Origin of the sequence: Paracidovorax wautersii, assembly GCF_031453675.1 — a bacterium.
Taxonomy (GTDB): domain Bacteria; phylum Pseudomonadota; class Gammaproteobacteria; order Burkholderiales; family Burkholderiaceae_C; genus Paracidovorax.
Genome location: NZ_JAVIZX010000001.1, coordinates 2,506,059 through 2,518,780, shown reverse-complemented (window position 1 = coordinate 2,518,780; position 12,722 = coordinate 2,506,059). Strand labels below are relative to the sequence as shown.

The 12,722-nt window shown below is 59.6% G+C and carries 8 protein-coding genes; 7 read left to right on the top strand and 1 reads right to left on the bottom strand.

The annotated features are described in order from the left end of the window. Window positions 1–230: 230 nt before the first annotated feature. The 7 genes from QE399_RS11360 to QE399_RS11330 all read left to right on the top strand — a co-directional run bounded on the left by QE399_RS11360 (window position 231) and on the right by QE399_RS11330 (window position 10,631). Complete coding sequence (locus QE399_RS11360) at window positions 231–770, top strand: hypothetical protein (protein WP_309828837.1); 540 nt, start codon at window positions 231–233, stop codon at window positions 768–770. Then, a complete protein-coding gene (locus tag QE399_RS11355; protein ID WP_309828835.1) occupies window positions 767–2,206 on the top strand; it encodes an XVIPCD domain-containing protein in 1,440 nt (479 codons plus the stop codon). Before QE399_RS11360 ends, QE399_RS11355 begins: the two co-directional genes overlap by 4 nt. Window positions 2,207–2,388: 182 nt before the next feature. Beyond that, a complete protein-coding gene (locus tag QE399_RS11350) occupies window positions 2,389–2,817 on the top strand; it encodes a lysozyme inhibitor LprI family protein (protein ID WP_309828833.1) in 429 nt (142 codons plus the stop codon). A 36-nt stretch (window positions 2,818–2,853) separates the two neighbouring features. Further along, complete coding sequence (locus QE399_RS11345) at window positions 2,854–4,440, top strand: XVIPCD domain-containing protein (protein ID WP_309828831.1); 1,587 nt, start codon at window positions 2,854–2,856, stop codon at window positions 4,438–4,440. A 467-nt stretch (window positions 4,441–4,907) separates the two neighbouring features. Further along, window positions 4,908–7,400, top strand: coding sequence for a VirB4 family type IV secretion/conjugal transfer ATPase (locus tag QE399_RS11340; RefSeq protein ID WP_309828830.1), 2,493 nt, complete (start codon window positions 4,908–4,910; stop codon window positions 7,398–7,400). Between the two features lie 257 nt (window positions 7,401–7,657). Beyond that, window positions 7,658–9,334 (top strand): type IV secretory system conjugative DNA transfer family protein, encoded by a 1,677-nt coding sequence (locus QE399_RS11335; RefSeq protein WP_309828828.1) that lies wholly within the window; start codon window positions 7,658–7,660, stop codon window positions 9,332–9,334. Between the two features lie 901 nt (window positions 9,335–10,235). Then, window positions 10,236–10,631: a hypothetical protein gene (locus QE399_RS11330; protein ID WP_309828826.1), complete on the top strand. Its 396-nt coding sequence runs from the start codon at window positions 10,236–10,238 to the stop codon at window positions 10,629–10,631. Window positions 10,632–10,644: 13 nt separating this feature from the next. On the opposite strand, the gene QE399_RS11325 is transcribed toward QE399_RS11330, so the two are convergent. Continuing rightward, the gene (locus QE399_RS11325; RefSeq protein ID WP_309828824.1) at window positions 10,645–12,519 is read right to left on the bottom strand and encodes a putative bifunctional diguanylate cyclase/phosphodiesterase; all 1,875 of its coding nucleotides are present in this window, start codon (window positions 12,517–12,519) and stop codon (window positions 10,645–10,647) included. Between the last annotated feature and the right edge of the window lie 203 nt (window positions 12,520–12,722).

Below are 12,722 nucleotides of genomic sequence, written 5' to 3'. Positions count from 1 at the left end.
ACTAGGCATGAAGGTATTTCCAGGGCCAGACGCGCCTGCGCAAAATTTTTTGCTCCGCCTGGAGTCGGCAGCTATTAATTCAACATGATTCATGCGGCCGATCAAATTACCCAAGTTCGATTGCTCCCGCGGAACCAATGCACCTTGAAAGTGAAATTGACATGAGGCGCCGCTTCGCCACTACTTTTTTCAGTCTTTTACCCTTCACTCTCCCTGCGCTTGGAAAGCCCATGAAGAAACCTGATGTCAAATTCAATCCGCATCCGAAGATGCGCTATGAAATCACCTTGTCCATCGAAGGCGCTCCAGGGCCATTTGACTCCGTCGATGGATTCACTGGTTATGAAGTGACGAACGGTGCTTGCGTACCGCTCACCCCTTTCAGTGGTGCGACGTTGACTCCTAGAGAGAATGTACCGGTGTCCTTGCGCAGACTGAGCGACACGTCATACAAGGGCGACATCTATGTTGACCTGTTGACGGACGAGGACTACTTCGGGCAGGGCCTTTGCCGCTGGTCCATGCGTTTCGTTAACTTCGGTTTGCGAGTTGGAGACCTGGTTTTTGCTCACTCCATCTCCCTGGATGAAGTGCTGGCTGGCAAATCAGTTGCGCGATATTTCAACAATATTTCTTTTGTCAGCGAGCACGCCAAGGCACCAAAAAGCGACCGTCCACGTGTCAGCAGCGGCAACGCAACCCGGGCCGAATTCAAGGATCCGGCGAACACCTTCTCTATATCGCTCTCTGCCAAGGAGAATTTCCAATGACCATCAAGTCGACGGATTACGCGCTGCTGGCACAGGATTCGTACAACAGTCATAAGCTCGAAGAGGAAGTCATCCTGGGTGGTGTGACGTATAGAACCGCCGACCATGTCGACAACCCCCGAACGGGCTTTCAGGCAACGGCCTACGAGCGAGTCGATACGGGTGAATTCATCATCAGCTATCGCGGCACCGAATTTGATCGCGAACCGTTGCGCGACGGGGGCGTCGATGCCGGCATGGCGTTGGCGGGCGTCAACGCACAAGCGGCCGATGCCTCAGCTTTCACGGCAAAGGTGCTGGCGCAAGCCAAGGCCGAGGCACTGGAAAGCGGAAAGCCATTCAATGTCACCGTCACCGGCCATTCGCTGGGTGGCACGCTGGCCGAGTTGGAAGCGCACAAATTCGGCCTGAAAGGCGAAACCTTCAACGCCTACGGTGCAGCCGGGCTGGTGCATGGCGTTCCGGAAGGCGGCCACCAAGTCATCAATCACATTCGCGCGGGCGACCCGGTGAGCGCAGCCAGTTCGCACTTTGGCGAGGTGCGTGTCTACGCAGTCCAGCAAGATATCGACACGCTAGGCGCGGCCGGCTACCGCGACGGCGGCGGCGCTCTCAGTGCGCGTAACCCCATAGCTGCTACTGATTTTGATGCGCATTCGATCGACAATTTCGTGCCCAACAGCAAGCTGCTGGGCCAATCGATCATTTCGCCGGAGAACGTGGCACGCTACAGCGCCCATCACAGCATGATCGACCGCTACCGCGATGACTTGCACAATGCCCGCTCCATTGCATCCTTTCCCTTGCAGACAGGCATCGAGGCCGGCCAGACCGTCGGCCATGGCATCAATGCAGTGGGCCAGGCCGCAGGCCAGGTCTATGACGCAGCACGCGATAGGATAGGGACAGGTGCTCGTCGGGCAGGAGAGGCACTGGAACGCGCCGGTGACGCACTGGAACGCGCCCGTGACGCGGGACGCGAAGGCGCCTCCCGCATCATTGACAAGGTCGTGCATCCGGGGTCGTGGTTCGGCAGCATGAGCCAGTCAGAACACCCCGGCAACGGACTCTACATGCAGTCCCTTAAAGGGATAGAGAAGATCAATGCCCAACACGGCATTGCATCCGACCAGCGCACCTGCAATGCTGCCGGCACGTTGGCTGCAGCGGCTTGTCAATCAGGTTTCAAGCAGATCGATCATGTGGCCCTGGGTGAGAACGGCAACAAGCTCATTGCGGTGCAGGGTGCGCCAGGCACGGCGCACGCCAAGGTGGTCCATGTGCCCACCGTGCAAGCCATGAACACCCCTATTGAAGACAGCTCCATCAGCTATGTCCAGGCGCTGAACAAGGCTGAGCAAGCGCAATTTGCGTTGTCACATCAAATCCAGCAGCCACATCAGCAGCAGCAGCAGCAGCCGAGCATGTCGGTCTGAGGCGTGACCTTGCGTTGATGGTGGCATCGTCCACCTCATCAGCATGACCACGAGCGACCTCTCCATCGTCCTGGCGGCTCCGCCTGGGACGGATCGGGTGACGCTACTCGTGAAACTGAGCAAACACTTTCTTTCAACCCTTTCGCCTATCGAGGTGGTATCCAGTGAAAACAGCAACCAGAATGTTCTTCCTCAGCCTCGCACTCTTTGCGTATGGCTCTGGCGCCCTGGCGTATGAAAGCACTGCTCAGGTCATCAAACGTCAAGCGCCTACAGGCATTAGCAATGTGTTCTATGGATGCGTTGAAAAAGCGGAGTCAGACAACGTTGCTCTCGCCGCCTGTCAATCTGCGGAGAAGAAACTACAAAACGCGCGATTGAACGCTGCTTACAAATCGCTGCTCAGTAAGCAGCGCGGCGCGGCCAAGGACACTCTGGTCCGCGCCGAGCGCGCCTGGCTTGATTTGCACAACACCAGCAAAACCTTTGAGTCATCACTCTACGGCAGCGAGACGGTGAGTAGTTTTCAAGTCATGCAGAAAGAGATTTTCCGCCTCTGCGAACGCGCCAATGTTCTGGAAGAGTATTTGTCGATCGCAAACGATCGGTAGTCCGTTAGTCGCAACTTGTTAACAATGGAGTAGCCCATGGCCAATCAAGATGAGAACACTGCCAGCACCACCCACATCGATACTCGCGATGTCAACGCGGTTGCTGGAGCCACTTATTTCGTTGTGGGTCGCGGCACCGAGGGAGGTGCGTCCTCTTTTCACTTGTCCATTGCCGGTGTGACGGTCAACAAGTCGGAGCCCAATTGGGGAAATGTTGACTCGGTTCGGGACAATAGCGGCTACTCGCTCGGCACTATTCAAGTCGACTTCGGTCAGCGCGGTACATGGGCGCTCGGCGCGGTCTCTGGTGCCGCCCTCAAGCCCGGCGAGACTACCTACGTGGATGCCGTTGTGGACCAAGCCGCGAAGTATGCCCAGGCACATAGCCTTCCGTTCACTCAAGACAAGGCGAAACTGAGGGAAGACCTGTTGAGTCACGGTGACGGGCAGCGTTTCATCGGCGAAGGCAAAAACCGAAGGGCAGATCCCCACACGCCGCTGGTCTATATCGATAAGGACACCCGCGACAGCATCAATGCTTGGGCGTCTTCCTCGGAAGGCCAGCAGTGGATTCATAAGAACATCGATTTTCCGCAGGTAAAGAACGCGACGCAGTCCGCCATGGACGTGCTGGACAAATATGGAGAGAACATCTCTGCTGACCGTCGCCTGGAAACCATCGCCATTCTGGCAAAGACGGAAAACCAGATGCCGTCCCAAATGAGAAAGCTCGAGCGAGTCCTCAAGGACGGTGGAGACTACGATGACGTGCTCGCAAAGGCCAACGAGATCAAGAACAGGTACAGCGCTTACGACGGCCCGAAAGCTGCGGCCATCGCGGAAAACTACAAGAATGCCTACAACGACCCAGAAAAGGCCGCCGCACTCGGTCGTGCACAGACCAAAGTGAGCGATGCGAACTTCGATCCCTCCAAATCGGCCAACGATCCGGACATCAACGCTGCCCTGAAAGCGATTCATCCAGGAAGGCTTCAGCAAGGCGGCAAGATTTACGACGCCGATTTGAAGGAGCTTCAAACCAAGCTCGCCGAATTGGGTTACACAGGCAGCAACGATAAGACTATTGTGGCTGACGGTCTTATGGGTGCCAACACCCGACATGCCATTAAAGCCTTCCAGCACGACCACCATCTTAAAGAAGATGGAATAGCGGGCCCAGCCACTTTGAAGGCACTCGGTGCCAAGCTTGCTGACGGACCGTTGTCGAAATCGCAGCAAGATCTACAAATTCAAGACAGTCCGTTGTTCAAGCAGGCCCAGAGCGCTTTGCAAAAGGTCGACGCACAGTTTGGCCGCACGTCTGATCAATTGACCGATAACGCCGCTGCTGCGGTCGCGGTATCGGCTCACCGAGCGGGCTTGACGCGCATCGACCATCTCCAATTGGGCGGTGTGGATAACAGCCAGATCTTCGCCGTACAAGGCAAGCCGGGGACAGCGCACTCGAAGGTCGTTGATGTGCAGACGGTAGATGCCATGCACACACCGATTGCGCAAAGCGGCAAGGCCTTTGCGGAAGCCCAGCACCACTCCAGGACCCAGCAGCCACCACAGCTGGTTCAACCCGCACAACAACAAGCGGCGCCGGCCTTGTCTCACTGAGCCACCTTGATCGCAGTTGTCTGGAAGAAAGCACGGCAGCTCAACCCGTGCAGGAAAGTATTGATCATGAATCTACGTACTGTCTGCGGAAATTTCGCATTGGCTTCGGCTTTGGGTCTTGGACTGAGCGCCACTGCTCGCGCCCAGGCGCCAGACCCCTGTACCGTCTTTCTCTGCATGGCTAGCGTTTCCGGCTTTGGCACTCCAAGTCCCAGCTGTGCTGCGCCAATCGCTGTCTTTCACAGCATCCAAGTCTGGAGCCCCAAGTTCAACCCACCGGCCACGGCGGCGGCACGCCGGAGATTCCTGATGGGATGTCCCGGCGCGACCGTACCGAATCAGGCAATTTTGGAAGCCATCATCGCCCAGTGGGGATACAGACCTTGACCGGCATCGCCCGCTGATCCGAAAAACAAATTGCTTGAGACTTTGCGGGCACCCTGCCATAGCCCATAGAAAGCTACCCCATGCCCACGTCGCCCTTCAGTCCCGACACGCCCATCAGCGAGTTCCTCCCTATCTCCACGCACGTCTCCCCAACAGTGCTCAAAACAACGGGTGGCGACTTCTTCCTGACTTGGCGACTTGACGGACTGCCTTTCGTCGGCCGCGAGGAATGGGACATCGAACACAAGCACAACGCGTTCAACCGCATGCTGCAAACGCTGCGTGCGCCAGACTTCACCAATGTGGCTTTCTGGGTGCATGACGTGCGCCGCCGCCGCCGCGTGAACGACGCCAGCCGCTTCCAGGAGACGTTCAACCAAGCGCTTTCCGATGCCTACTTCCAGGCGCTTTCAGCACAGAAGCTGATGCAGAACGAGCTGTACTTGACGATGATCTATCGTCCAGTGGTGACCGGCAAACGTTTCGTTGAAAGGTCTACCGATACCTCGCGCCTCGCATCGGAACAACAACAAGCCATCGACAAGCTACTCGAACTCGCTGGCAACATGGAGGCGGTGCTAAAAGACTACGCACCGGTTCGCCTGCGCATGTATGAGGCGCCGAACGGCATCGTGTTCTCTGAAACGCTCGAATTCCTCGGCTACCTCCTCAACCGTGTCGATGAGCCAGTTCCGGTACTGAAGGCACCGGTCTACCGTTACCTGCCCATCAGTCGACAGCGCTTTTCGGCCAAAAGCGGCGACTATGTGCTCACCGCGCCTGACGGCACCAACCATTTCGGCGCGCTCCTCAACATCAAGGAGTACCCTGACGGCACGCACCCCGGCGTCTTGAATGGGCTCAAGTACCTCGATCTCGAGTACGTCATCACCCATTCCTTCAGCCCCATGGGGCGGCACGACGCGCTGAAGGCGTTGGAACGCACGAAGGGCATGATGATTTCTTCAGGCGACAGGGCTGTGAGTCAGATCATTGAACTAGACCAGGCCATGGATCAACTCACGTCCGGCAACTTCGTGCTCGGCGAGTACCACTTCACCATTGCGCTCTACGCACCAGATCAGGCAACGCTGGCCCAGCACATTGCAACCACCCGCGCTGAACTGTCGAATGCTGGCTTCGTCTCGGTCAAGGAAGACCTCGCCGTCACCGCCGCGTTCTACGCACAATTTCCCGGCAATTGGAGGTACCGCACGCGACTTGCGAACGTGAGTTCGCTCAATTTTCTCGGCCTGTCTCCGCTGCACAATTTCGCGAGCGGCAAGCGCGACAACAACCCGTGGGGAGCCTGCGTCACCACCCTACAGACCGTTAATGGGCAGCCCTACTACTTCAACTTCCACGCCACGTTGCCAGGTGAAAACTCGTTCGGTGAGAAGGCCATTGCCAACACCATGGTGATCGGCAAGTCTGGCACTGGCAAGACTGCGCTCATCAATTTCCTGCTCAGCCAGATCCAGAAGCTGGACCCGGCACCAACCATTTTCTTCTTCGACAAAGACCGCGGTGCCGAGATCTTCGTACGCGCGTGTGGAGGTAACTATCTTTCGTTAGAGAACGGCCAGCCCACCGGCTTCAATCCGTTCCATTGCGAGCGGACAGAAGCCAACATCCACTTCCTGAGCGATCTGGTCAAGGTACTGGCCGGCAAGGCGGTCTACACCTCTCGGGAGGAAGAAGAAATCTACCGCGCCGTCGAAGCCATGCTCGATACGCCGGCGCACCTGCGCAACATGACGAACTTCCAAAAAAGTCTGCCCAACATGGGGGACGATGGACTCTTCATCCGACTGCGCAAATGGACTGCTGGCAACTCGCTAGGTTGGGTGTTCGACAACCCCAAGGACACCATCGACCTGGAAAAGGCCAACATCATCGGCTTCGACTACACCGAGGTTCTCGACAATCCGGAGGTGCGCGTGCCGGTCGTCAACTACCTGTTGCACCGTCTCGATGCGCTGATCGACGGCCGCCGCCTCATCTATGTGATGGACGAGTTCTGGAAGATTCTTGACGGGGGCGGTGCCCTCAAGGACTTCGCAAAGAACAAGCAAAAGACCATTCGTAAGCAGAATGGCATGGGCATCTTCGCCACACAAAGCCCTGAAGACGCACTGGGCAGCGACATCTCCGCCGCGTTGATCGAGCAGACGGCCACCATGATTCTGCTTCCCAACCCCAACGCCAGCCGCAAGGATTACATCGACGGCTTGAAGCTTACCGAGTCTGAGTATCAGGTGGTGATCCGTCTAGACGAGCGCTCGCGTCGCTTCCTGGTCAAGCAGGGGCATAGCTCTTCGGTGTGCCAACTCGATCTGCGCGGCATGGACGACGCGCTGTCGGTCATCTCCGCGTCCACGGACAACATAGAAATCATGCATAGCGTGCTGCGTGAGCGCGCCCAGGCCGAAGGCGTCTCGATCGACGACCTGCGGCCTCACCACTGGTTGCAGGACTTTTACGACAACCGCAAAGGCATGGGCAAACGCGCTTCTGCGTCCGATGAATCGCCGGCGTTTAAGAGCCCGTTGCGTCCGCGCTTGATTGCTTAGCCCGCACATTTCAATGTACGGTAGCAAGTTCCAGCGCCATTTGATAGCGTGGAAGAAGCGTATTGGTGAAAAGCTCTGATTTTCCAGGAGACTTCAGATGCATTTTTGAAACCAATTCAACGGCTGAAGGAGTTTCGAGTGATGCTCAGACTGGCACTACTGACGAGGACCCGACAGCGCACCACGATCAAAAAGGCGTTCGCTTAGCAACGCAAGAATCGGTCTGCGTTAGCATTGTCAATAATGAGTGATATTCGATGAACAAGGTCAAGCTGTTTAGCGCAGCCCTGTGTTTTGCCCTTGCACTATCTGCAGGGATTTATCTGTCTGGCTGGCTTATCCTCTTTCTGCTCAAAGTTGACATCCATGCGCTGAGTTGGAGTACGTATCTGGATTACTGGAAGGTACGGGATCTCGCAGCCTATCGCCCCTTTGCGAAGCAGATTCATTGGGCAGGCTACATCGGCTTTGGTGTCCCCGCGCTCGTCTGGCTAGGTCTGCTGGCGCTGCTCGTCAGGACCAAAGCCAAGTCGATTCATGGCGACGCCCGCTTCGCCACAGGCGCAGACCTGGCAAAACAGGCCATGTTCAAACCATCGCCCAATGCGATCTTGGTCGGTAAATTCGGCGGCCGTCTTGTTCGCCTGCCGGGCCAGCAATTCGTCATTCTTGCGGCGCCGACACGCTCCGGTAAAGGCGTCGGTGTCGTCATTCCGAATTTGTTGGAGTACAGCGGATCGGTCGTAGTGCTCGACATCAAGCAGGAAAATTACGAACTCACCAGCGGATGGCGTGCGAAAGAGGGCCAGGAGGTCTATCTCTTCAATCCCTTCGCAGAAGATAGGAGGACGCATCGCTGGAACCCGCTCACATATGTCTCCACCGACCCGAACTTTCGGGTGTCTGATTTGATGAGCATTGCGGCCATGCTGTATCCGGACGGTGCTGCCGACCAAAAATTCTGGGTCAGTCAGGCGCGCAACGCATTCTTGGCGTTCTCCCTGTATCTCTTCGAAAAATGGGAGGACGATGACAGGCAGGGAATTCCAGAATCGATCCGCACAGCGCGCACGCTTGGGCAGATCTATCAACTGTCGTCGGGCAACGGCGCCGACTTGCGCAAGTCATACGAAGAGCTGGCAGCCGCGCCGTTCTTGAGCGACAACGCGCGATTGGCTTTCTCCAACCTGCTGTCGCAAGCAGCGGAAACGTTCGCCTCCATTCTTGGCACCTTTAAGGAGCCGCTCAATGCGTGGGTCAATCCGATATTGGACGCCGCCACCAGCGCGGACGACTTCCTCCTCACCGACGTGCGCAAGAAAAAGATGACGATCTACATTGGCATCCAGCCCAACAAACTCGCGGAGAGCCGGCTGATCGTCAATCTGTTCTTCAGCCAGCTCATCAACGTGAACACTAAAGAGCTGCCGCAGAACAACCCGCAGTTGAAGCATCAATGCCTGCTGTTGATGGACGAATTCACCAGCATCGGCAAGGTGGACATCATTGCCAACGCCGTGAGCTACATGGCCGGCTACAACATGCGGCTTTTGCCCATCATCCAGAGCATGGCCCAACTCGATGCGACCTATGGGAAGGAAGTGGCACGCACGCTGCTCACCAACCATGCGCTCCAGATTATCTACGCGCCGCGGGAGCAGCAAGACGCCAACGATTATTCCGACATGTTGGGCTACACCACGGTGCGTAAGCAGAACGTGACCCGTGGGCGGGAAACGAGTCGCAGCGAATCGGAAGAACGGCGTGCCCTCATGCTGCCGCAGGAGCTTAAGGCTATGGGGCCAGACACCGAAGTTTTTCTCTACGAAGGTCTTCCGCATCCTGTGAAGTGCGACAAGATCCGCTACTACCAAGACAAGTATTTCACGCGAAAGCTGCTGCCCAAAATTGCGATTCCGGCCCTGTCGATTTGAACTCCGCGCTTAGCGAACTGGTGTTGTGGGTGCCCTCGCCGGCCTCTCACACCGCGTCCTTCCCACCCCGCAGCTCTGCCGTGTCGTACCATTCCCTTGGTAGTGATATTCCGAGCCCGCGGTGATTGATTCGGCGCGATTGCTCGGCTCCAAGCCATTGAGGATGGAGCCGCCCTCCCTGCATACCGGTCCGCCCACCTCCCTTGTCTGCGAACGCAGGAGCGATGGGCGCCCCATCGCGGAGCTACCTGATTAAGCAGCCGATGCCTAGCAACAGGCGAAGGCGTCCCGTCCTCCGCATCTCCGCATCTCCGCATCGGACATGCTTCCCTTCAAAACCTTAAAGGCCCCGTCCCCTCACCGTGTTCGCGCTCGCCAATGCGGCCTCCGCCGGACTGGCTGCCGGGACCTCGTTCCAGGAAAGTGGGCCGCCGCCACGTGCGTCAAGAGGCGCTCATACCGCAATGACAGCGCCGCCACCAAGACGGCGCAGGGCAGCAGACTCGCGGCGAAGGCGACCGGTGACACCGTCACGCTCAAGGACGAATAAGACGGTATCGCCAAGGTCACGACCGCTGACGTCTGCAGAACGCGTAACCCACGCGGTCGACCAGTGCTGGCCTTCCCAAGTGACGCCACGCCGGACCTTCGACAGAGGATCCGCCCACTACGCGGCGCGGCGCTTCAGCCGGAGCGGCGCCATACCGGCAGCAACATCCCAAGGGCATTTTCTTGACACAGGTCATGAACTCACGGCCGTAGGACGCAGCCACCGGGCGTTGTCCGACAGGCGTAGAGCCCGATGGACGGCGGCTTTGGTGAGACGGCCCTTCTACAACAGAGACACCAGCCGGCCGCGACCCGAGCGGCCGCATCCACCCCTGTTGAGAAGGAGAGCCCCATGAACGCACCGATCACCCCCCACAACCCTGCTGCACCGGTAGATCCCGATTTGGCGGAACAGGCCAGGCCCGGCTACGGCGTGCCTTCGCAAGACCCCCGCCCTGCCGCGCAGCAGGCCCTGTCGCCGGACGAGGCCGCGCGGGAGTCCAAGTCCGTGCTGATGGGCGGCGGCGTCATGGCGGGCGCCGCCACGGGTGCCGCCGTCGGCGTGGCGGTGGCAGGGCCCGTGGGCGTCGTCGTCGGAGGCACGCTGGGCGGCGTGGCCGGCGCCCTGGGCGGCGCAGCCGCCAGTGCCACCGTGGGCCCCCACGTGGCGGCGACAGGACAGGACCCCGTGCCAGGCGAACCCGCGCCCATGGAGATGCACCCCGGCACGAACAAGCCGTCCGTCTGACCGCCCGGGCGCGTCAGCCCCGGGGCGCGGCCTGCAGAAAGCGCGGAACGTCCTCGGCCTCCAGCGGGCGGGACAGGTAGTAGCCCTGCACGGCATCGCATCCTTCGCGCTTGAGGATGTCGAAGACTTCCTTGCTCTCCACGCCCTCGGCCAGCAGACGGTAGCCCAGCGTGTGGCCCATGTGGAGCAGCGACCGGACGAGCTTGAGCGCGCGCACGTCCGTCGCGATGGGCTTGATGAGGGACTGGTCGAGCTTGAGCAACTGCACCGGCAGCGAATGCAGGCAGGCCAGGTTGCTGTAGCCCACGCCGAAGTCGTCCAGCGAGATGCCGATCCCCATCGCACGCACAGCCTCCAGCGTGGCCGCCGTGCGCGTGCCCGTCATCACGGCATGCTCGGTACATTCGATATGCAGGTTCTGCGGGTGCACCTGGTAGAGGGCGCAGGCATTGCGCAGCGCCTGCAGAAAGCGGGGATGCTCTAGATTGCGCGCCGACACATTCACCGCCATGCTGAGTTCGATGCCCTGGGTGCGCCACACCGACAGCTGCTCGAGGGAACGGTGCAGTATCCACTCGGTGAAATCGTGGATCAGCGTCGTGCGCTCCATGATCTCGATGAACTCGCTCGGCGGCACATCGCCATGGCGGGGGTGGCGCCAGCGCGCCAGCGCTTCCACCGCCGTGACGCGACCGGTGTGCAGATTCATCTTGGGCTGAAACACCAGGCGGAAGTCACCGGCCATCAAGCCCGACGGAATGCTGCGCAGCAGGGCGTAAGCGCGGCGGTGGGGTACGTCGAACTGCTCGCCGTACCAGACCATGGGCCGCTGCTCCGTACCAGCCTGGTACAGCGCAGCCGTGGCGCGCCGAAGCACGTCATGGCATGACTCGGATACCAGCGTGAACGGAGCCAGCCCGGCCTGCAGCTCCAGCTGCACCGTGACCGCGCCGGCGCGGAAGGGCTCTGCCATGCGCAGCATCATGCCGGCGGCCACGTCGGACAAGTCTTCCTGCACCCCGCCCGCCAGCACGATGGCGAAGCGGGTCTCGCCCACATGGTAGAGCGCCGCATCGGATGGAATGGTTTGGACCAGCTTGGTGGCGATGGTGCGCAGGGCCGATTCCAGCGGGGCCACCCCCACCGCGCGCACTGCAGCCTGCAGTTGCGCATGGCTCATGACATCGAGGAGCATCAGCACACGGGGCGCACTGGGCTCGGCCGCGCAGGCCTCCTGCAGGTCTTCGCCCAATTGGCCGCGGTTGGGCAGTCGCGTGACCTCGTTCACCCGACCAGCCATCTGGTGCAGGTCGATCTGCGCCATCACCAGCGCGCCCAGGTCCTGCAGCCGTTGCAGCTCACGGTCGCTGAAGCTGCGAGGCTGGGAATCGATGATGCACAGGCTGCCCAGGGCATGGCCGGACGGCAGCCGCAGCGGCACACCCGCGTAGAAGCGGATGCCGGGGTAGCCGGTGACGAGCGGGTTGTCGGCGAAGCGGGTGTCCTGCAACGCGTCCTCCACGATGAGCGCGGTGCCCCGCTCGATGGTGTGGGTGCAGAAGGACACGCTGCGGTCGGTCTGGCGGGTGTCGAGGCCCACGCACGACTTGAACCACTGGCGTTTGTCCTCCACCAGCGAAACGAGGGCAATGGGCACCTGGAACAGCTCGGCGGCCAGCCGCGTGATGCGGTCGAAGGCCTCGCTGGCCTTGCTGTCGAGCAGGCCGGTGGAGCGAAGGAAAAACAGGCGTTCCTGCTCGTGGATCCAGGCGGCATCGGGAAACCCGGCGGGCAGCACAGCCTGGGCTACGGCTCCGGCGGTGTCAGGTAAGGATGCGGCCGGTGAGGGATGCACGGGCGAGGCAGTCAGGGGGTGGGAGTCGTGCATGCGGGGTACAGGTTGAATCCTTCATACGCAGCAGCCCCCGGTGTGGATGACCTGCAGGAATAGCAATTCGCTATCGCGCACCGAAAGCCCGCCCTCCTGCACGACCGTGAGGCAGCCCCCGCCCAGGCGGTGGGGCATCGGCTGACACGCCCGGTACACGGCTGCAGGCACGATTGCATCCATCGTATTTGTCTTATCCGGAG